Origin of the sequence: Streptomyces sp. GB4-14 (genome assembly GCF_022696125.1) — a bacterium.
Lineage (GTDB): Bacteria > Actinomycetota > Actinomycetes > Streptomycetales > Streptomycetaceae > Streptomyces > Streptomyces werraensis.
Genome location: NZ_RZHO01000002.1, coordinates 5,664,341 through 5,683,222, shown reverse-complemented (window position 1 = coordinate 5,683,222; position 18,882 = coordinate 5,664,341). Strand labels below are relative to the sequence as shown.

The 18,882-nt window shown below is 73.0% G+C and carries 18 protein-coding genes; 8 read left to right on the top strand and 10 right to left on the bottom strand.

The genetic code is table 11. The annotated features are described in order from the left end of the window. Nucleotides 1-159: 159 nt before the first annotated feature. The gene (locus ELQ39_RS27225; RefSeq protein WP_242594430.1) at nucleotides 160-552 is read right to left on the bottom strand and encodes an ankyrin repeat domain-containing protein; all 393 of its coding nucleotides are present in this window, start codon (nucleotides 550-552) and stop codon (nucleotides 160-162) included. Nucleotides 553-813: 261 nt separating this feature from the next. Here ELQ39_RS27225 and ELQ39_RS27220 point away from each other — a divergent pair, with 261 nt between their 5' ends. Both ELQ39_RS27220 and ELQ39_RS27215 read left to right on the top strand, forming a co-directional pair. Continuing rightward, the gene (locus ELQ39_RS27220; protein ID WP_006136669.1) at nucleotides 814-1,008 is read left to right on the top strand and encodes a hypothetical protein; all 195 of its coding nucleotides are present in this window, start codon (nucleotides 814-816) and stop codon (nucleotides 1,006-1,008) included. 49 nt (nucleotides 1,009-1,057) lie between these two features. Then, a complete protein-coding gene (locus tag ELQ39_RS27215; protein WP_225644984.1) occupies nucleotides 1,058-2,731 on the top strand; it encodes a type IV secretory system conjugative DNA transfer family protein in 1,674 nt (557 codons plus the stop codon). A 371-nt stretch (nucleotides 2,732-3,102) separates the two neighbouring features. Here the strand turns inward: ELQ39_RS27215 and ELQ39_RS27210 are convergent, their stop codons facing one another. After that, nucleotides 3,103-4,602, bottom strand: a complete 1,500-nt coding sequence (locus tag ELQ39_RS27210; RefSeq protein WP_225642736.1) for an SCO1417 family MocR-like transcription factor — start codon at nucleotides 4,600-4,602, stop codon at nucleotides 3,103-3,105. A 100-nt stretch (nucleotides 4,603-4,702) separates the two neighbouring features. Here ELQ39_RS27210 and yczE point away from each other — a divergent pair, with 100 nt between their 5' ends. From yczE to ELQ39_RS27190, 4 genes are all read left to right on the top strand, one after another. Then, nucleotides 4,703-5,368, top strand: a complete 666-nt coding sequence (gene yczE, locus ELQ39_RS27205; protein WP_242594429.1) for a membrane protein YczE — start codon at nucleotides 4,703-4,705, stop codon at nucleotides 5,366-5,368. Further along, nucleotides 5,365-6,132: a glycerophosphodiester phosphodiesterase gene (locus tag ELQ39_RS27200; protein ID WP_242594427.1), complete on the top strand. Its 768-nt coding sequence runs from the start codon at nucleotides 5,365-5,367 to the stop codon at nucleotides 6,130-6,132. Before yczE ends, ELQ39_RS27200 begins: the two co-directional genes overlap by 4 nt. Before the next feature lie 53 nt (nucleotides 6,133-6,185). Beyond that, nucleotides 6,186-7,532 carry an MFS transporter gene (locus ELQ39_RS27195; RefSeq protein ID WP_242594425.1) on the top strand — a complete coding sequence of 449 codons (1,347 nt, stop codon included), beginning with the start codon at nucleotides 6,186-6,188 and terminating at the stop codon, nucleotides 7,530-7,532. A 279-nt stretch (nucleotides 7,533-7,811) separates the two neighbouring features. Continuing rightward, nucleotides 7,812-8,186 carry an RNA polymerase-binding protein RbpA gene (locus ELQ39_RS27190; protein ID WP_003977404.1) on the top strand — a complete coding sequence of 125 codons (375 nt, stop codon included), beginning with the start codon at nucleotides 7,812-7,814 and terminating at the stop codon, nucleotides 8,184-8,186. 105 nt (nucleotides 8,187-8,291) lie between these two features. Here ELQ39_RS27190 and fxsA read toward each other — a convergent pair whose 3' ends face one another. The 4 genes from fxsA to ELQ39_RS27170 all read right to left on the bottom strand — a co-directional run bounded on the left by fxsA (nucleotide 8,292) and on the right by ELQ39_RS27170 (nucleotide 12,499). Continuing rightward, the gene (gene fxsA, locus ELQ39_RS27185; protein ID WP_242594423.1) at nucleotides 8,292-8,882 is read right to left on the bottom strand and encodes an FxsA family membrane protein; all 591 of its coding nucleotides are present in this window, start codon (nucleotides 8,880-8,882) and stop codon (nucleotides 8,292-8,294) included. Nucleotides 8,883-8,948: 66 nt separating this feature from the next. After that, nucleotides 8,949-9,818, bottom strand: coding sequence for a polyprenol monophosphomannose synthase (locus tag ELQ39_RS27180; protein WP_242594420.1), 870 nt, complete (start codon nucleotides 9,816-9,818; stop codon nucleotides 8,949-8,951). 539 nt (nucleotides 9,819-10,357) lie between these two features. Beyond that, the gene (locus ELQ39_RS27175) at nucleotides 10,358-11,962 is read right to left on the bottom strand and encodes an amidohydrolase family protein (RefSeq protein ID WP_190004274.1); all 1,605 of its coding nucleotides are present in this window, start codon (nucleotides 11,960-11,962) and stop codon (nucleotides 10,358-10,360) included. 96 nt (nucleotides 11,963-12,058) lie between these two features. Continuing rightward, nucleotides 12,059-12,499 (bottom strand): Lrp/AsnC family transcriptional regulator, encoded by a 441-nt coding sequence (locus ELQ39_RS27170; RefSeq protein ID WP_006136660.1) that lies wholly within the window; start codon nucleotides 12,497-12,499, stop codon nucleotides 12,059-12,061. 214 nt (nucleotides 12,500-12,713) lie between these two features. Between ELQ39_RS27170 and ELQ39_RS27165 the strand changes: the two genes are divergently transcribed. Beyond that, complete coding sequence (locus tag ELQ39_RS27165; RefSeq protein WP_190004273.1) at nucleotides 12,714-13,148, top strand: hypothetical protein; 435 nt, start codon at nucleotides 12,714-12,716, stop codon at nucleotides 13,146-13,148. Between the two features lie 375 nt (nucleotides 13,149-13,523). On the opposite strand, the gene ELQ39_RS27155 is transcribed toward ELQ39_RS27165, so the two are convergent. Next, nucleotides 13,524-14,696 (bottom strand): acyl-CoA dehydrogenase family protein, encoded by a 1,173-nt coding sequence (locus ELQ39_RS27155; RefSeq protein WP_242595666.1) that lies wholly within the window; start codon nucleotides 14,694-14,696, stop codon nucleotides 13,524-13,526. 336 nt (nucleotides 14,697-15,032) lie between these two features. On the opposite strand from ELQ39_RS27155, the gene ELQ39_RS27150 reads away from it, so the two are divergent. Continuing rightward, on the top strand, nucleotides 15,033-16,271 hold the full coding sequence (locus ELQ39_RS27150; RefSeq protein ID WP_242594417.1) for a glycoside hydrolase family 18 protein: 1,239 nt from the start codon (nucleotides 15,033-15,035) through the stop codon (nucleotides 16,269-16,271). 85 nt (nucleotides 16,272-16,356) lie between these two features. On the opposite strand, the gene ELQ39_RS27145 is transcribed toward ELQ39_RS27150, so the two are convergent. The 3 genes from ELQ39_RS27145 to ELQ39_RS27135 form a co-directional block, all read right to left on the bottom strand. Then, complete coding sequence (locus ELQ39_RS27145; protein WP_190004270.1) at nucleotides 16,357-17,013, bottom strand: TetR/AcrR family transcriptional regulator; 657 nt, start codon at nucleotides 17,011-17,013, stop codon at nucleotides 16,357-16,359. A gap of 91 nt (nucleotides 17,014-17,104) precedes the next feature. Next, nucleotides 17,105-17,245, bottom strand: a complete 141-nt coding sequence (locus ELQ39_RS27140) for an SCO1431 family membrane protein (RefSeq protein WP_189905988.1) — start codon at nucleotides 17,243-17,245, stop codon at nucleotides 17,105-17,107. A gap of 142 nt (nucleotides 17,246-17,387) precedes the next feature. Further along, nucleotides 17,388-18,761, bottom strand: coding sequence for a peptidase C39 family protein (locus tag ELQ39_RS27135; RefSeq protein ID WP_242594416.1), 1,374 nt, complete (start codon nucleotides 18,759-18,761; stop codon nucleotides 17,388-17,390). Nucleotides 18,762-18,882 lie beyond the last annotated feature (121 nt).

Genomic DNA, 18,882 nt, shown 5'->3' with positions numbered 1-18,882 from the left:
GCTCACGGCCCGCGCGGTGCGGCAACACCTGCCCAGCCGTCGCGTCCGTGAATCACGTCGTCATGATGACCCGCCGGTCACATCTGCCGCGACCGTATTTCGGCGGCCCTGTACCGCCTCCCCCGTTTTTGGTGTCGTCGCTGGTCGGAGCGGAGTCGCTCAGTTCTTGTCGAACAGCTCGAGCAGCTCCGTGCGGGCGAACATCCTGGCCGTGTCGACGGCCGACGGGGTGCCCGCGGAGGGGTCGGCGCCGCCCTCGAGGAGCGCCTTGACGACATCCGTCCCGCCCTTGAAGACCGCTCCCGCGAGTGGCGTCTGGCCGCGGTCGTTGACGCGGTCGGCGTCGGCGCCACGGGCCAGCAGGGCGCGCACCGCCTCGGCGTGGCCGTGGTAGGCGGCGAGCATCACGAGCGAGTCGCCGCGGTCGTTGGTGAGGTCGGCGGGGACGCCCGCGTCGACGTAGGCCACGAGTTCCTCGGTGCGGCCGCGCCGGGCCAGGTCGAAGATCTTGGTCGCGAGCTCCACGACCTCGGGGTCGGGGGCTTCACTCATCGCCGGACCGCCTCTCACTGCACACGGTTACACGCATCGGGAACAGGGTGTACGCCTGCACGTGGGGCAGCCGTACGGGTGAATCGCCAGGGTACTGGCTCGGGCGGCACATGAGCCGACACGGCCGAGGTAATGATCACCGCGGACACCGCGCGGCGTTCGGGGCGGATATCCACCCAGTTGCACCTTTTATCGTATAGATACATTCTGTGATCAGGGAAGTACTCATGGTGACTGTCCCCGTGAACCAGGAGAACTCACATGATCATCTCGATCTCATGCGTGGTGCTGCTCGGCATCGTCGTCTTCATCTTCTTCCGCAAGGACGGACTGAAGCTGTCCCACGCGCTGGTGGCGATGCTGTTCGGCTTCTATCTGGCCAGCACGGCCATCGCGCCGAGCATCAAGGCGGGCGGCGAGAGCCTCGCCGGCCTCCTGGGCGGGTTCAAGTTCTGACCCGGCCGACCACGCCCCGCCCGCCCGTACGCACCCTCTGGAGACCGTAGTGGCCCGGCGTCCCCTTCCCCGCATCCTCAGCAACGGAAGCGCCCAGCTCGCCCGGAGCCGGGAGCTGGCCAGGACTGCGGCCGACAGCGCCACGGACGTCCTCCACCCGCTGATCACCATCACGCGCGGGCTGCGCCGGCTGGCCTCGGCCGGACGGCGCAGGTGGGTCGACACACCCAAGGACCGGCGCGGCGCGCTGCTCTTCGGTGTGGCGGCGGTGCTGCTGGCCGTGGCGCTCGCGCCGTACGGCCCGCTGCTCGCCGTCGTCGCCCTGATGGCGGCGGCGGCCTGGCACGGGCGGGACCGCACGCCCGCGGCCCCCGCCGGACCCGCCCCCGGCCAGCTCCAGCGTCTGCAGTCGCTGTACGAGGCCCTGGTGCCGTACTTCTCGGCGAGCGACGACCCCGAGCCGCTGTACGCCCGCGGCGGCGACTGGGGGAAGGTCTTCTCCGAGTACGAGTTCGACGGCGACGGCCGTCTCGCGCACCTGATGATCTCCTACCCGGCCTACTTCACCGACGCCGAACCCGAGTCCCGGACGCGGATCGAGCATCTGCTCGGCGCCAAGTGCGGACGCGGCCGGGAGTACCACTTCTCGTGGGACGAGGAGGCCAACCAGCTCACGGTCCGCGTCCTCGCCCCGCTGCCCACCGACATCGCCGCCCAGCCGTTCGTCACGGCTCCCGGCGAGACGGTGCTCGGCTTCACCGACCCCACGCGCGTGCAGCGGACGCTGCCGCTCACGCACGGCGCGCACGGCGAGGAGCGGACCGACGTCCCGCCGGTCGTCTGGCGCACCGGCGTCCGCTCCACCGAGCCGCATCTGCTCGCCGTCGGCCAGCCGGGCAGCGGCACGTCGACGCTGCTGCGGTCCATCGCCCTCCAGGCGCTGCACCACGGCGACGTGGTGATCGTCGACGGCGGCGGGACCGGCGAGTACGCCTGCCTCACCGGCCGGGACGGCGTGCTCGCCGTCGAGTGCGCCCTGTCGGGGGCGGTGACGAGCCTGGAGTGGGCGGCCGCCGAGACGGAGCGGCGGATGGCCGCGGCGGGCAAGGCGCACCAGGCGGGTGACCCGCCGCCCGAGGACACCAAGCGGCCGCTGTGGCTGCTGCTCGACCGGCCGAGCGTCTTCACCCATCTGGCCGCGGCGGACGACGGCACGGATCCGCAGTCCCTCCTCCAGGCCCCGCTCCGGCACGGGCGTGCCGCGAACGTGACCGTGGTGGTGGCGGAGCAGTTCGACGGGCTCGACGCGCTGAGTGCGCCGGTACGGCAGCACACGAGGGCGCGGGTGGTGCTGGGGCCTGCGACGGCCGAGCAGCTGGAGACCGTTCTGGGCGCGCCGCCGCACACCACGCGGGTGGATCAGATGCCGCCCGGGCGCGGGTACGCGCGGCTGGGCACCGGCCCTGTGCACCGGCTCCAGGTGCCGGCGACCCCGGACCCCTACGACGACGCGACCAGCGAGGCGCACCGCCAGGCGGTCCTCGACCTCCTCCCGCCCCGCACGACGCCGGCGGACGAGGAGCCGGGTCCGGTGCCGGAGGCTGTGCGGTTGGACAAGGCGGCGACGGAGAAGGTGGCTGCGGCGGCCGCGCTGGCGACGGACACGGAGGTGTCGGAGCCGGCGGCCCCGGGGGGCGCGGCGGTGGCGGAGCCGTCCTCCTGACCCCGGCTGCGGGCCGCCCGCGGCAGATCGCGCAGTTCCCCGCGCCCCTGACGCCCTGCGGGCAGTCGTGCCGCAGGGCGGCACGGGTGGGCGCAGGCCGCACCCTCTCGGCGGGCCGCCTCCTCAGCAGCGCCGTACCTGCGGCCAACGGATTGCCGCGCATCGTCGTACGCCGGGTGCGGCCCGCCGAGGGCTGAGCGCGCAGTTCCCCGCGCCCCTGACACCCTGCGGGCAGTCGTGCCGCAGGGCGGCACGGGTGGGCGCAGGCGGCACCCTCTCGGCGGGCCTCGCCGACAGTGCCGTACCTGCGGCCAACGCGGCCCGCCCGGCGCTGAGCGGGCAGTTCCCCGCGCTCCCCAAGGGCGTCGTCCTCACGCGACGAAGGTGCGTGGGGCCTCCCCGCCCGTCGTTCCCCCCGTTTCCACGATCCGCGCCGCCGCCGCCAGGCGCACCGCCGCTTCCTCGGCGACCGCGCCTCCCACCGTGAACGGCAGCCGGACGTAGCCCTCGAAGGCGCCGTCCACCCCGAAGCGGGGCCCGGACGGGACGCGTACCCCCACCCGCTCCCCCGCCTCGGCGAGCCGGGACCCGGACAGGCCGCCCGTGCGGACCCAGAGGGTGAGGCCCCCGCGGGGCACCTCGAACTCCCAGCCGGGCAGCTCCCGCCGCACCGCGCTCACCAGTTCGTCCCGGTTCTGCCGGGCCTGCGTACGGCGCAGTTCGACCGCCTCCTCCCAGCCGCCCGTTCCGAACAGCCAGTTCACGGCCAACTGCTCCAGGACCGGCGTCCCCAGGTCGGCATAGGCGCGCGCCGCGACCAGGCTGCGGATCACGTCGGGTGCGGCCCGCACCCACCCGATCCGCATCCCCGCCCAGAAGGCTTTGCTCGCCGAGCCGACGGTGATCACGGTGGACCCCGCCGGATCGAACCCGCACACCGGCCGCGGCATCTCCACGTCCTCGTCGAGCCACAGCTCGCTCATCGTCTCGTCGGCGACCAGCACCGTCCCCGCCGAGCGGGCCGCGTCGACGAGCCTGCGCCGCTGGTCTTCGTCGGCGAGCGCCCCGGTGGGGTTGTGGAAGTCGGCGACGACGTAGGCGATGCGAGGCGCGGCCTCGCGCAGCACCTGGCGCCAGCGGTCGAGGTCCCACCCCGTCAGGCCCTCGGCCATGGCGACGGGGACCAGCCGGGCGCCGGCCTCGCGCATCAGCTGGAGGATGTTGGCGTAGGAGGGCGATTCCACGGCGATGCGCTCGCCGCGTCCGCCGAAGAGATGGCAGATGGCGTCGATGGCGCCCATCGCGCCGGTGGTGACCATGATCTGCTCGGGCATGGTGGCGATGCCCCGCTGGGTGTAGCGGTCGGCGATCATCGCGCGCAGCGCGGGCAGCCCCGCCGGGTAGTCGCCGTGGGTGTGCGCGTACGGCGGCAGCTCCTCCAGCGCGCCCTGGACGGCGCGGGTGAGCCACGGCTCGGGGGCGGGCAGGGCGGCGCAGCCCAGGTCGATCATGGAGCCGAGCGCCTCGGGCGGCAGCGGCTCCAGGCCCCGTGCCGGCACCGGGTTGCCTGCCGGGACGGCGGTCCAGCTTCCGGCGCCGCGCCGTGACTCGAGGAAGCCCTCGCCGCGCAGCGCCTCGTAGGCGGCGGCGACGGTGGTGCGGCTCACGGACAGGGCGAGGGCCAGTTCCCGCTCGGCGGGCAGCCGCGCGGCGACCGGCACGCGCCCTTCGAGCACCAGCAGCCGGATGCCGTCGGCGAGGGCGCGGTAGGCGGGCGGACGCCGGGTGCCGGGCCCCGCCGGGCGGTCCTGCTGGGAGCCGAGCAGCCGGGCCAGCTGTGCGGCACCCACTGCGGAAGTCCACTGCGCCATATGATTCAGTCCACCTTCCCCGGATTGGCCATGGATGGCATGACCAGTCAGGCTCCAGGGTGGCACGCATCGGTCCACTTCCACCACAGGGGGGCACCTTTTGGCCAGAAACGCGCTCGGCGAGCGCCATGTCGTGCGGCGGCTGTTCCAGCTCTACGCGGGCCTGGCCCTGTACGGGGCGAGTTCGGCGCTTCTGGTGCGGTCCGGGCTGGGGCTCGAACCGTGGAACGTCCTGCACCAGGGCCTGTCCGAGCGCACCGGCTTGTCCATGGGCGTGGTGCTGACCGCGGTGGGCGCGCTGGTCCTGCTGCTGTGGATCCCGCTGCGGCAGCGGCCAGGGCTCGGCACCGTCTCCAACGTGCTGGTGATCGGCGTGGCGATGGACGCGACCCTGGCCGTGGTGCCGGACGCGCACGGCATGGCCGTCAGGGTGGCGCTGATGGCGTCGGGGATCGTGCTGAACGGCGCGGCGACCGGCCTCTACATCGCGGCCCGGTTCGGTCCCGGTCCACGCGACGGGCTGATGACGGGGCTGAACCGGCGCACGGGCGTGTCGGTGCGTCTGGTCCGTACGGCCATCGAGATCACCGTGGTGGCCACCGGCTTCGTGCTGGGCGGCACGGTCGGCGTCGGCACCCTGCTGTACGCGGTGACCATCGGTCCGCTCGCCCAGCTGTTCCTGCGCGTCTTCGCCGTCCCCGTCCCGGAAGAGGGCAGCACCGTCGTTGCGGGGCGGACACCCCGGCGGGCGATACTGCGGTCGTGACCCCTCGGATCCGCCATCCCTACCTCGACCATCCGGGACCGCTCGCCTTCGCCCACCGGGGCGGGGCCGCCGACGGTCTCGAGAACACCGTCCGGCAGTTCCGGCGCGCCGTCGAGGCGGGCTACCGGTACATCGAGACCGACGTCCACGCCACGCGCGACGGCCGGCTCGTCGCCTTCCACGACTCCACCCTGGACCGGGTGACGGACGGCGCGGGCCGGATCGCCGACCTGCCCTGGGCGGAGGTGGCGCGGGCGCGGGTGGCCGGCCGGGAGCCGGTCCCGTTGTTCGAGGAGCTGCTGGAGACCTTCCCCGAGGTCCGCTGGAACGTGGACGTGAAGGCCGGACCCGCGCTGCTCCCCCTGCTGGAGCTCGTCGGGCGCACGGGCGCCTGGGACCGGATCTGCGTCGGCTCGTTCTCGGAGGCGCGCGTGGTGCGCGCCCAGCGGCTGGCCGGGCCACGGCTCGCCACGTCGTTCGGCACCCGGGGCGTGCTCGGCCTGCGGCTGCGGTCCTGGGGCCTGCCGGCGTCGCCGCGCCGGTCGGCCGTCGCCGCCCAGGTGCCCGAGGAGCAGTCGGGCGTCCGCGTGGTCGACGAGCGGTTCGTGAGGACGGCCCACGCGCGCGGGCTCCAGGTCCACGTGTGGACGGTGAACGAACCGCAGCGCATCCACCGGCTCCTCGACCTGGGGGTGGATGGCATCATGACCGATCACATCGACATACTGCGCAAGGTCATGGAGGACCGCGGCACCTGGGTCTGAGACCCCCGCAGCCCCCGTCGCCTCGGCGCGCACACGGGGAAGCGAGGGCACGGGTGGACATCGACACCGTGCGGTCACCGGCGGCGGACGACAGCGCCGGACGGCGGCGCGAGCAGCGCGGCTGGTACTTCTACGACTGGGCCTGCTCGGTCTACTCGACATCCGTCGTCACCGTGTTCCTCGGCCCGTACCTGACCACGGTCGCCGAGGCCGCGGCGGACGCGGAAGGGTTCGTGCATCCGCTGGGTGTACCCGTGCGCGCGGGCTCCTTCTTCGCGTACGCCGTGTCCCTGTCGGTGGTCGTGGCGGTGCTGGTGATGCCGCTGGTGGGGGCCGCCGCCGACCGGACCGGGCGCAAGAAGCCGCTGCTCGCTGCGGCCGCGTACACGGGCGCGGCGGCCACCGCGGGGATGTTCTTCCTCGACGGCGACCGCTATCTGCTGGGCGGTCTGCTGCTGGTGGTGGCGAATGCCGCGCAGTCGGTCGCGATGATGCTCTACAACTCCTACCTGCCGCAGATCGCGCCGCCGGAGGAGCGCGACGCCGTCTCCTCGCGCGGATGGGCCTTCGGCTACGCGGCGGGCGCGCTGGTGCTGGTGGCGAACCTCGTCCTCTACACGGGGCACGACAGCTTCGGCGTGTCCGAGGGCATGGCGGTGCGGATCTGCCTGGCGTCGGCCGGGCTGTGGTGGGGCGCGTTCGCCCTGATACCCCTGCGCCGGCTGCGGGACCGCCGCACCCCCGCGCGCGAGGCGGCCCTGCCGGGGTTCCGGCAGCTGGCGGCGACGGTCCGCGACATGCGCCGGCACCCGCTCACGCTCGCGTTCCTGCTGGCGTACCTGGTCTACAACGACGGCATCCAGACGGTGATCTCCCAGGCCTCCGTGTACGGCTCGAAAGAGCTGGGGCTGGGACAGTCGACGTTGATCGTGGCCGTGCTGCTGGTGCAGGTGCTGGCGGTGGCGGGCGCGCTGCTGCTGGGCCGGCTCGCCCGGCGGTACGGGGCGAAGCGCACGATCCTCGGCTCGCTGGGCGCCTGGACGGTGACGCTGGCCGCCGGCTACTTCCTGCCCGCCGGCGCGCCCGGCTGGTTCTTCGTGCTGGCCGCCGGGATCGGCCTGGTCCTCGGCGGCAGCCAGGCACTGTCCCGCTCCCTCTTCTCCCATCTGGTCCCGCCCGGCAAGGAGGCCGAGTACTTCTCGGCGTACGAGATCAGCGACCGGGGGCTGAGCTGGCTCGGACCGCTGCTGTTCGGTCTGACGTACCAGCTCACGGGCAGCTACCGGGACGCGATCGTCTCCCTGGTGGGGTTCTTCGTCCTGGGATTCGTCCTGCTCGCGCGGGTACCCGTACGCAGGGCGATCGCCGACGCGGGCAACCCGGTGCCCCAGCGGATTTAGCGCTCGACGCGAAAGGGCGGTAGTGTACGCGTTTGGCCTGCCAGGCGTACCGTTACTGCGCGTCAAAGATGCCGAACCGCTGTGTGACATCTGTGACCAGATGTGACAAACCGGGCGTCGGTGGGTACTGCACTGGTTGACAAAGGCTGCGGCCACGACGGCGACACATGACCCGGAACGGGACTCGGAACGGGAATCTTTACCGCCGACCGGACGTTGACCGGATGACGACGACAGCGACACCTGTCCTGTGGGCGACAAGCCCGGGAGGCACGATTCATGAGTGAGCGAGCTCTTCGCGGCACGCGCCTCGTGGTGACCAGCTACGAGACGGACCGCGGCATCGACCTGGCCCCCCGCCAGGCCGTGGAGTACGCATGCGAGAAGGGGCACCGCTTCGAGATGCCCTTCTCGGTCGAGGCGGAGATCCCGCCGGAGTGGGAGTGCAAGGTCTGCGGTGCCCAGGCACTCCTGGTGGACGGAGACGGTCCGGAGGAGAAGAAGGCCAAGCCTGCGCGTACGCACTGGGACATGCTGATGGAGCGGCGCACCCGTGAGGAGCTCGAAGAGGTCCTCGAGGAGCGTCTCGCCGTTCTGCGTTCCGGTGCGATGAACATCGCGGTGCATCCGCGGGACAGCCGCAAGTCGGCCTGATCCCGGCGGGAGCCCGCCCGGACGCACAGCGACAGGACCGAGGGCGCCGTACAGGTACGGCGCCCTCGGTCCTGTCCGTGTGCCCGGACGCGCGTCCGGGTTCCCCTACTTCGTCAGCGGAGGCCGCGGCCCGCGCGCGGTGTCCCCCTGGCTGCTTCCGGGCTCGTCCCTGATGACCTCGCCCTGGACCACCTTGCCGTCGGGGTGGTGCATACGGGCCTGGGTGAAGGCGTCCCCCAACGGGCTCTGCGCGGCGGCCTCACGGAGCTTGCGCTCGAAGGTGCGCTCCGCGTAGCGGCCGACGGCCTTCTGGACCGGCGGCACGAGCAGGAGCAGCCCCAGCACGTCGGAGATCGGACCCGGCAGGACGATCAGCAGACCGCCCAGCATCGTGAGCCCGTTTCCCTCGCTGTCGGACCGGGCGCCCGGGGTCACCGGTCCGCCGCCCTGCTGCTGTTGCACGGTCTCGGTGAGGTTCTTGAACGCGCGGCGGCCCGCCCGTTTGATCACGTACGAGCCGAGGACGACGCCGGCCAGCAGGATCAGGAAGACCACCAGCCCGTTGGACGCCCCGGCGACGAGGGTCAGCAGCCAGATCTCCAGTACGAGCCATACGGCGACACCGAGCGGCAGCAGCGTGCGCAGCCGGGAGCGCCGGGGCCGGGCGGGATACGGGCTGTGGGCACCAGTCGTCATACCCCCAGTGTGCCTGGGCCCGGCTCAGCACGGGATAAGCGGGCCCATGGACCCCGGGGCCCGGGTCTACGGCTCGGAGCGCCCGGTGTCCGCCGTCGTCTCCTCGACCGGGACGGCCTTGCCCGCGCGGGGCCTGCCGGGCTTGTTGTCGTCGTCGCGGCCGAGGACCTTGCCGACCCTCTCCCCCACGCCCCACGCGGTGACCCGCCACAGCGCCTCGACGAGGATGTCCTTGCTCATCTTGGAGTCGCCGAGTTCGCGCTCCACGAAGGTGATGGGCACCTCGACGACGTGGTAGCCGGCCTTCACCGCGCGGCGGGCGAGGTCGACCTGGAAGCAGTAGCCCTGGGAGGCGACCTCTTCGAGGCCGAGGCCCTCCAGCGTCTCGCGGCGGAACGCGCGGAAGCCGCCGGTGATGTCACGCAGCGGCAGGTCGAGCGCCATACGCGAGTAGAAACTGCCGCCGCGGGAGATGAACTCGCGCGACTTCGGCCAGTTGACCACCCGGCCGCCGGGCACCCAGCGCGAGCCGAGCACCAGGTCGGCGGCCTTGAGGGCGGTGAGCAGCCGGGGCAGCTCCTCGGGCTGGTGGGAGCCGTCGGCGTCCATCTCGACCAGTACGCCGTAGCCGTGCTCCAGGCCCCAGCGGAAGCCCGCCAGGTAGGCGGCTCCGAGGCCTTCCTTGCCCTTGCGGTGCAGCACCTGGACGTGGTCGTCCTCGGCGGCCAGTTCGTCGGCGAGCTTGCCGGTGCCGTCGGGGCTGTTGTCGTCGGCCACGAGGACGTGCGCCTCGGGAACGGCCTTGCGCACGCGTCCGACGATCGCCTTGATGTTCTCCGCCTCGTTGTACGTGGGGATGATCACCAAAGCCGTACCGAGCGGGCCGAATTTCCGCCCCTGGGATCCTGCCGCGAGGGTCCCGCCGCCGTCGTTCACTGCTGCCCCTTCATGTCCTGTGCGCAGGATCCCACCTTAGTGTGCACGACCTGCCGTGACATGACAGGACGTACATATGGTGGTGTCGTTTCCCGATCATCGGGTGGGCACATCTTCTTCCACCGGGTGCATGCGGACGGCGGATGGGGGCCCGGCGCCCTTCGGGCCGGCCCGGGACCCGCCGGCTGCGGATCACCTGGAGCCGTTGTCTACTGAGCGCCCGGGCCCCACCCGGGGTCGCACCTCCCCTGCCGGCGGACACGTCCCCCGGTCCCGCGCCGCGCTGAGCCTGGCTCCCAGCGACGGTGCCCCGGTGCGGCACACCGTCCCTGACCCAGCGGCGCCGGCCCGAGTGGCCGGACGGTCTCCGGTCGGGCGTCCGGTGGTGGACCCGGCCGAACCTACCGGCCCCCTGCGGCCGCCTGTCAACAGTCGTCCGACCTGCGCAGCGCGGTTCAAATGCCTGGTCAGAGGCGAGGATGCGCAGGTCGCGCGACGGGGGCGCGGTGCATGATCGACCGCCGCGCCGCCCGCGCAGATCACTCGCCCGGCCGTACGAAGACCGTGCGGCCGCCAACCACCGTGCGGAGGCAGACGGGCAGGTCACGGCCGGGGGTGAGGTCGGGCAGGCCGGGGGTGCCGGACCTCGGGTCGGTGGACCAGCGGGCCACCCGGTCGTCGGGCGCCTGGACGACGAGTTCGCCGGTGCGCCAGACGGCGTAGTCGGCGGGGGCGCCGGGCACCAGGACGCCCGCGTCGTCCCGTCCGGCGGCCCGCCAGCCGCCGCGGGTGTGGGCGGTGAAGGCCGCGCGGACGGAGACGCGGTGCTCGGGGGTCCGGTGGAAGGCCGCCGCCCGGACGGTCCCCCAGGGGTCGAGCGGGGTGACCGGGCTGTCGGAGCCGAAGGCGAGCGGCACGCCGGCGCGCAGCAGCGCGGCGAACGGGTTGAGCGTGCGGGCGCGCTCCGTGCCGAGGCGCTGGGCGTACATGCCGTCCTCACCGCCCCACAGGGCGTCGAACGCGGGCTGCACGGAGGCGGTGAGACCGAACTCGGCGAACGCGGCGATCGTCTCCGGGGTGACCATCTCGGCGTGTTCGACGCGGTGCCGGGCGGCGCGCACGCGGGCGGGACCGAGCTTTTCCGCCGCCGCGCGGACACCGTCGACCACCGTGCTCACGGCGGCGTCCCCGATGGCGTGGAAGCCCGCCTGGAGGCCCGCCTCGGTGCAGGCCACCACATGGGCGGCGACCGCGTCCGCGTCGAGGTGCGCGGTGCCGGTGTGGGCGGCGTCGGCGTACGGCTCGTGCAGGCAGGCGGTGTGCGAGCCGAGGGCGCCGTCGGCAAAGAGGTCGCCCGCCGCGCCGAGCGCGCCCAGTTCGCGGGCCTTGGCGACGTCCTGCTCGGCCCAGTAGCCGACGACGCGCGGGCCGGGCTCCTCGCGGGCCAGGCGCAGCAGGCCGGTGAAGTCGTCCTCGGACGAGATCTCCGGGCCACCGCACTCGTGCACCGTGCCGATGCCGAGGGAGGCCGCGTGGGCGAGCGCGGCGCGTTGGGCGGTGGTGCGCTGGGCGGGGGTGACGGCGCCCAGGGCGGCGGCGCGCACCGCGTGGTGGTCGTCGCCGGTGAGGGGGCGGTCTTCGCGGGTCACACCCCCGGCGACGAGGTCGAGCAGGGCGGTGGAGACGACGGCGGAGTGCACGTCGATCCGGCTCAGGTAGAGCGGGCGGCCCGCGGTGGCCTCGTCAAGCTCCGCGCGCGTCGGGGGCCGGCCGCCGGGCCAGCGGGCGGCGTCCCAGCCGTGTCCGAGGAGCACGCGGTCGTCCGGGCGGGCTGCGGCGAACTCCCGCACCCGGGCGAGGGCGTCGTCCAGGGAGGCGGCGGTGGACAGGTCCAGGCCGGTGAGGGCGAGGCCGGTGGCGGTGGTGTGCACGTGAGCGTCGGTGAACGCCGGGGTGACCAGCGCCCCGTCGAGGTCGACCACCTCGTCGACACCGTCCGCGAAGGCATCGGCGGCACCCTCGGAACCCACCCAGGCGACCTGTCCGTGCTCGACGACCATCGCGGTGGCGAAGGGGTCGGCGGGGCTGTGCACCTCTCCACGACGGAGCAGGACGGTGGGCGGCGGGGCGGTACGTTCACTCATGCCCTTAGTCTCGCGCGCCGCGCGCACGGCCCGGCACGCAGGTCCCGCTCGGGGCGCGTCGAGGTGTGCGCAGGGCCCCGGCGCGCTCGGGGCCCGTCAGATGCGCGGCGGCCGCGCCTCGTACGGCGTCGACAGGACCACCGTCGTGCGGGTCGACACTCCCGCCAGGGAGCGCACCCTCGCGAGGAGTTCCTCCAGTTCGTGCGGGGTCGCCACGCGGACCTTGAGGATGTAGTTCTCGTCGCCCGCGACGCTGTGGCACGCCTCGATCTCCGGGACGCCCGCCAGGCGGTCCGCGATGTCGTCGGGGGCGCTGGGGTCGAACGGTTTGACCGAGATGAACGCGGTCATGGGCAGGCCGACCGCCTCCGGGTCGACCACCGCCGCGTAGCCGCGGATGACGCCGCGCTGCTCCAGCCGTCGCACCCGCTGGTGCACGGCCGACGTGGACAGGCCCGTGGCCTTGCCCAGGTCCGTGTAGCTCATCCGCCCGTCCTTGACGAGCAGCTGCACGATCTGTCGGTCCAGCTCCTCCATGGCGCTGAACCTACAGGGCGCTTGATCGCCTCGGACACCGGAACGGCCACGCGCGGGGGCCACGGGCGGCACCCGCGAGCGGCGTGTGACGAAGACCACACGACTTGGGCCGTCTCCGTGATGTTCTCGTGATTACCCCCCAGGGGTGGAGGGAAGTGCTTGCTGTGGTCGAGGCCGCAGCGCCTGAACGGCCCAGCCCGAGGGGGAGAACCCAATGCAGAGTCTTAAGCGCCCTGGTCGTACCACGTCCAAGCGGCAGCAGCCCGTCGTCACGCCCGAGCCGGAGTACGTCGAACCCGGAACCCCGGACGACGACTTCGACGCGTACGACACCTTCGAGATGTTCCGGGTCGTGTGCCCGGACTGCTCGCAGCCCATCGCCCTCCTGGCGGACGAGGAGATCCTGCCGGAGCACGCCCTGTGTGCCTCGCCGTGGAACCCGTTCGGGCTCACGGTCTGCCCCGGCACCGGCCGGCGGGCCTCCGAGGCCCGGCCCGCGGACGAGACCGTCACACCCCAGGAGCAGGACACGGCCCTGCTGCTGACGCTCCCTCAGGGACTCGACTGGCGGACCCAGCCCTTCTCGCACGTCGGCGGACCGGGATCGCGTCCGATCCGGTTCCCGGTGTTGCGGCGCGACGCCGCCTGAGCGCGGGCCGGTCCGGGGGTGGCGGAGCACCGCCACCCTCGCCGTTCGCCGCCCCGCCGTTCGCCGCCCCGCCGGTGTCCGCCGCACGGGGCATCGTTGAACGCACGCTCTATTCGGCACGCCGGTGACCCGGCCGCCCGTTCGCGCGTTGGCCGGGCATGACGACCCCCACGTACTCGACGACCGGGCGTCAGCGCCAGGTGTTCGTGCCGCCGCCCGTCGAGGCGGCCGTGACCGTCCCGCGGCCGCAGCTCCCGGACCCGCCGATCTTCCGCGAGATGATGCGGACGTGGACGGACCGGGGCCGCACCGTGCCCGGGCGGCATGACCCGGAGTGGGCCCGGCTCGCGGAGCCCTGGCGGGGTTTCGGCCGGTTCAGCGCGTCTCCGGCCCCGCGAGGTGGCGGGCGATGACCATGCGCTGGATCTGGTTGGTGCCCTCGACGATCTGCAGCACCTTCGCCTCGCGCATGTAGCGCTCGGCGGGGAAGTCGGCGGTGTAGCCGTAGCCGCCGAGGACCTGCACGGCGTCGGTGGTGACCCGCATCGCGGTGTCGGTGCAGTGCAGCTTGGCCATGGCGGCCTGCCTGCCGAACGGCCGGCCCGCGTCGCGCAGCCGGGCCGCCGCCAGGTACAGGGCGCGCCCCGCCTCGATCTGGGTGGCCATGTCGGCGAGCATGAAGCGCAGCCCCTGGAAGTCGGCGATCGGCCTGCCGAACTGGCGCCGCTCGGTGGCGTAGCCGACGGCCTCGTCGAGCGCCGCCTGGGCCACGCCGATGGCGCACGCGGCGATGCCGAGCCGGCCGCCGTCGAGCGCGGACAGGGCGATGGCGAATCCCTGCCCCTCCTCGCCGATGCGTCGCGCGTCGGGCACCCGGACGCCGTCGAAGTGGACCTGGGCGGTGGGCGAGCCCTTCATGCCCATCTTCTTCTCGGGCGCGGCGGCGCCGACCCCCTCGGCGTCCCCGGGCACCAGGAAGGCGCTGATGCCGCGCGCCCCCTCGCCGCCGGTGCGCGCCATGACCGTGTAGAAGTCGGCGACGCCGCCGTGGGTGATCCACGCCTTGGTGCCGTCGATGACCCAGTCGTCCCCGTCGCGGACCGCGCGGGTGCGCAGGGACGCGGCGTCGGAGCCGGAGGAGGGCTCGGAGAGGCAGTAGCCGCCGAGCAGTCCGCCGCCGAGCATGGCGGGCAGATGCTCCGCGCGCTGCTCCTTGGTGCCGTAGGCGGCGAGCGGATAGGTGGCGAGGGTGTGCACGCTGACGCCGAGGGCGACGGTGAGGCGGGCGCGGGCGAGCTCCTCCAGCACCTGGAGGTAGACCTCGTAGGGCTGGTCGCCGCCGCCGTACTCGGAGTCGTAGGGCAGGCCGAGCAGGCCGGACTCGGACAACAGGGTGAACAGCTCGCGCGGGAAGCGGCCTGCTTCCTCCTCCTCGGCGGCCCTGGGGGCGACCTCGCGCTGCGCGATGTCGCGGACGAGCGTGAGCAGGTCCCGGGCCTCGTCCGTGGGCAGTAGCCGGTCCACCGGCTGCGGGGCGCGGTCGGGCATGACGTCGCTCTCCTCCCTGTTGGGGCACATCGGCGTGCGCCTTGGGTGGAGGCGGCTCCGCCGGGGTCGTTCCGGTGCCGGGCCGATGCTCGCACTCCCGGGTCTCGGAAGCTGCTGACCAGCGGCTGTGCGCTGTGAGTATGCCCGATCGGCGGCATCGCGTCACCAGTTAACGACCGCTTACTTCCGCCACACCTTACGGCGTCCTCTCCGCGATCACATTGGTCCGCACCATTGACCAACTGGTCTAGTCCTCCTAGGGTTTCCCTCCAACCCGAGTCACCGCGTTCATGCCAATGCAACGCGGCTCTCCCCTCCCCCACGAGGAGACACCGGATGCCATCCCCCCACCGCCCCCGCACGCTGCGGGCGCTCGTGTCCGCCGCCTGTACCGCCGTGCTCGGCGCCGGACTGCTCGCCGGCACGAGCGCCTCGACCGCCACCGCGGCGACCTCGGCTCAGGAGGCCGCCGCCGGCTCGAAGGTCGTCGGCTACTTCACCGAATGGGGCACGTACGACCGGAAGTACTACGTCAAGAACATCGAGACGTCGGGCTCCGCTGACCGGCTCACCCACATCAACTACGCCTTCGGCAACGTGACCGGCGGCAAGTGCGCCATCGGCGACGCCTACGCGGCCACCGACCGCGCCTACACCGCCGAGGAGTCCGTCGACGGGGTCGCCGACACCTGGGACCAGCCGCTGCGCGGCACCTTCAACCAGTTGCGCAAGCTGAAGCAGAAGCATCCCGACCTCAGGGTGATCTGGTCCTTCGGAGGCTGGACCTGGTCCGGCGGCTTCGGTGAGGCCGCGAAGAACCCGGCCGCCTTCGCGCAGTCCTGCCTCGACCTGGTGGAGGACCCGCGCTGGGCCGACGTCTTCGACGGCATCGACATCGACTGGGAGTACCCCAACGCCTGCGGCGCCACCTGCGACACCAGCGGCCGTGACGCCTACCGCGAGCTGATGGCGGCGCTGCGCTCCACCTTCGGCCCCGACGCCCTGGTCACCGCCGCGATCCCGGCGGACGCCACCGACGGCGGCAAGATCGACGCGGCCGACTACGCGGGCGCCGCCCAGTACGTCGACTGGTACAACCCGATGACGTACGACTTCTTCGGCGCCTGGGACACCGCGGGACCGACCGCCCCGCACTCGCCGCTGACCTCGTACGACGGCATTCCGAAGGCCGAGTACAACAGCGCGGCCACCATCGCGAAGCTGACCGGCCTGGGCATCCCCGCGGACAAGCTGCTGCTCGGCATCGGCTTCTACGGCCGTGGCTGGACCGGCGTCACCCAGGCGGAGCCGGGCGGCACCGCGACCGGTCCCGCGCCCGGCACGTACGAGGCTGGGATCGACGACTACAAGGTCCTGAAGGACAAGTGCCCCGCGACCGGCACCGTCGGCGGCACCGCCTACGCCAAGTGCGGCGACCAGTGGTGGAGCTACGACACGCCTGAGACCGTCGCCTCCAAGACGGAGTGGAAGAACCAGCAGGGCCTCGGTGGCACGTTCTTCTGGGAGCTGAGCGGCGACACCGCGAACGGTGAGCTGATCAAGGCCATCCGGTAGCCGACTGCCGCCGGACGCGCGCGGGGCGGGGGTTCCACGGGGGGACTCCCGCCCCGCGCGCGTACCCGGGCGGCACGCCCCGGCGTCAGCCGTCGCGGCGCGCGGGCTCCGGGGCCGGGTGGGCGGGGTCCAGTTCCTCGATGGCGCGCATCGCACCGCCGAGCGTCTTCACCAGCAGCTCGCACATGGTCTCGCGGGACAGGTCGGGGCGGTCGATCCAGGCCAGTACCGCGCCCTCCACGCTGCACACCCAGGCCAGCAGCCCCATCCGGGCCACCGGGGCGATGTCTCGGCGGCCGTACGCGCCCTCCGCGATGGTCGCGACGATCGCCTCGCGCACCCCGTCCCTGATGGCGTGCACCTCGGCGTCGAAGCCGACGCCGCCGCTCACGATCGCGCGGTAGGCGGCCTGGTTGTGCTCCGCGTAGCGCAGATAGCTGTCGATGGTGCGCTGGACCCGCTCCACGGGCGGCAGTTCGTCGCCGCTCGCCGCCATCGTGACCAGACCGGTCACCGAGTCCTCGATGATGGCCAGGTAGTAGCCGCGCTTGGAGTGGAAGTAGTAGTAGATCAGTCCCTTGGCGACCCGCGCCTGGCGTGCGATGTCGTCCATCGACAGCGCGTCGTAGGAGCGGTCGGCGAACAGGCGGCGTCCGACGGCGATGAGTTCGGCGCGACGGGCCGACGCTCGCCGGGTGCCGCGGGCCGAGGGAGGCACGGCGGACTGCTGGCTGATGTTCAATGTCGGCCCAGGTCTCCTGCGGGGGGCGGGACGGTCCCGCAGGAGTATGGCAGGCCGGCCCGCGCCGCGGCAGGCCGCCGGTACCTCGGGACTACAGCAGTCCCAGCTGCGTCACCAGCATCGCGAGGACCACGACGAGGGTCCAGCCGAGGACATGCTCGAGGATCTTCGGGCCGTCCTCACGGGGTCCGCCGGTACGGGCACGGGTGACGGTGGCTGCGTTGGCGCTCATGACTTCTACCTGGTCTCCGGTGGTGCGTGGATCCCCCCAAGCGACGTCGTCCACCTTGCCACCGGAAACGGCTGATCCCGCCGAGAGGTTGCTCACACGCGGCGGTCCCCGGTGGCGGCCGGGGCCCGCCGCGCGCGTCGGCTCAGCGCACGCCCACCGCCGCGAGCGCCTTGCGCTGGCGGGAGGTCGGGCGGGCCGGGAAGTACAGGTAGCAGACGCCGCCGGTGCCGGAGACGACCTTCCCGGAGGCGTTGTACCGCTTGGTCCGCAGCCAGACGTTCTCCCACTCGCGCCGCTTGTAGATCCGGCGCACGGCCTCGTTGTCGTCGGAGGCGGGGTCGTTGGCGATCACGTCGCCGTCGGCGGTGAAGCCGATCACCGTCATCAGGTGCCCGGAGGTGCCGTAGCCCGCCCCCGTCAGCTCCTCCTTGAGGAACGACTGGGAGGTGATGGCCGGGATGCCCGCCGCGATCAGCGTCTCCAGGTCGGTGAGCGACCTGAGCCGGGTGACCACGCCCTGGAGGCCCGGGAAGGTGGCCGCGTAGGCCGCGTTGAACGGCCAGTTGCCGCACCCGGCGTACTGGTAGTCGTACGTGTGACGGGCCGCGTGGCAGATCTGCGGGTCGGCGTACGCCGGGTCGACCCAGGAGAGCTGCTCCTGGGTGAGCCGGCCGCCCCAGTACTCGATGATCATCTGCGAGGAGGTGGGGCTGCACCAGGCCTCGCCGCCGTTGTCGTACTCGGGGTACTGGCCCTTGTGGATCTCCTGCGAGTAGCGCGGGACGAGGAGTTCCTTCGCGAGCCCGGGCGTCGAGGCGGGGACGGTGAACCGGTCGGGGACGTCGGAGCCCATCACGCCGAGGCGCCACACGGTCGGGGTGAGGCGGGTGCCGGGACGGCGGTACAGGGTGAGGCGCAGCCGGACGGAGGTGATGCGCAGCCCCGAGGCCGCGTCGTCGACGGCGAGCGTGTCCGTCCAGACGCTGCTCCTGCCGTCCTCCTGGTCGTCCACGGAGGTGCGCCGGATGTCACCGTCGCCGGCCGCCCAGCGGCCCATCACGTACCAGGGGGTGTCCGTGCCGTCGGAGTACGAGCCCTTCAGCTCGACCTGGATCCAGGTGCCCTCGGGTGTGTGCGCGTTCCAGGAGGCGATCACCTCGGTGGAGGGGACCGCGAGCCGGTGGACGGGCGAGGTCCAGGTCGCGTACTCCCAGGCGGCCGTGCGGCCGGTGTGCGGATCGGTGTAGTCCGTGGTGCCGGCCGCCTTGGCGATCACCACGCCGGGGCGGACACCGGCCTGGGCGCGGGTGCCGGCGGCGGTGCCGGAGCGCCAGTCGGTGTACGTGGTCCAGGCGCGGTTGTCGACGGTGCGGGCGGCGGCCCTCCCGGGCGCCGCGGGCCGGGTGGCGCCGGCGGTCGGGACGGCCGCGGACGCCGTCGCCGCGCTTCCGGCGACGGTGGCGACGACCGCCGCGGCCAGAACGGTTCTGCGGGACGGCAGTTCGGCTCTGCTCATGGGTGGGGGACCCCCAGGTGTCGGAGTCGGGACGGGACCGGTGCACGGCCGCCGGACGGTGTGCGGCCGGCGGATGGAGCGGGTGTGCGCCCCACTATGAACGCAGCTGGGCGGGTCCTGC

Excerpts from the sequence above, each read along its gene's own strand:
- ELQ39_RS27220 (WP_006136669.1), top strand. The coding sequence starts at position 814 with ATGATCATCTCGATCTCATGCGTGGTGCTGCTCGGCATCGTCGTCTTC.
- ELQ39_RS27140 (WP_189905988.1), bottom strand. The coding sequence starts at position 17,245 with ATGAGCGCCAACGCAGCCACCGTCACCCGTGCCCGTACCGGCGGACCC.
- ELQ39_RS27135 (WP_242594416.1), bottom strand. The coding sequence starts at position 18,761 with ATGAGCAGAGCCGAACTGCCGTCCCGCAGAACCGTTCTGGCCGCGGCG.
- ELQ39_RS27155 (WP_242595666.1), bottom strand. The coding sequence starts at position 14,696 with ATGCCCGACCGCGCCCCGCAGCCGGTGGACCGGCTACTGCCCACGGAC.
- ELQ39_RS27170 (WP_006136660.1), bottom strand. The coding sequence starts at position 12,499 with ATGGAGGAGCTGGACCGACAGATCGTGCAGCTGCTCGTCAAGGACGGG.
- ELQ39_RS27175 (WP_190004274.1), bottom strand. The coding sequence starts at position 11,962 with ATGAGTGAACGTACCGCCCCGCCGCCCACCGTCCTGCTCCGTCGTGGA.
- ELQ39_RS27150 (WP_242594417.1), top strand. The coding sequence starts at position 15,033 with ATGCCATCCCCCCACCGCCCCCGCACGCTGCGGGCGCTCGTGTCCGCC.
- ELQ39_RS27190 (WP_003977404.1), top strand. The coding sequence starts at position 7,812 with ATGAGTGAGCGAGCTCTTCGCGGCACGCGCCTCGTGGTGACCAGCTAC.
- ELQ39_RS27165 (WP_190004273.1), top strand. The coding sequence starts at position 12,714 with ATGCAGAGTCTTAAGCGCCCTGGTCGTACCACGTCCAAGCGGCAGCAG.
- ELQ39_RS27210 (WP_225642736.1), bottom strand. The coding sequence starts at position 4,602 with ATGGCGCAGTGGACTTCCGCAGTGGGTGCCGCACAGCTGGCCCGGCTG.
- ELQ39_RS27225 (WP_242594430.1), bottom strand. The coding sequence starts at position 552 with ATGAGTGAAGCCCCCGACCCCGAGGTCGTGGAGCTCGCGACCAAGATC.
- fxsA (WP_242594423.1), bottom strand. The coding sequence starts at position 8,882 with ATGACGACTGGTGCCCACAGCCCGTATCCCGCCCGGCCCCGGCGCTCC.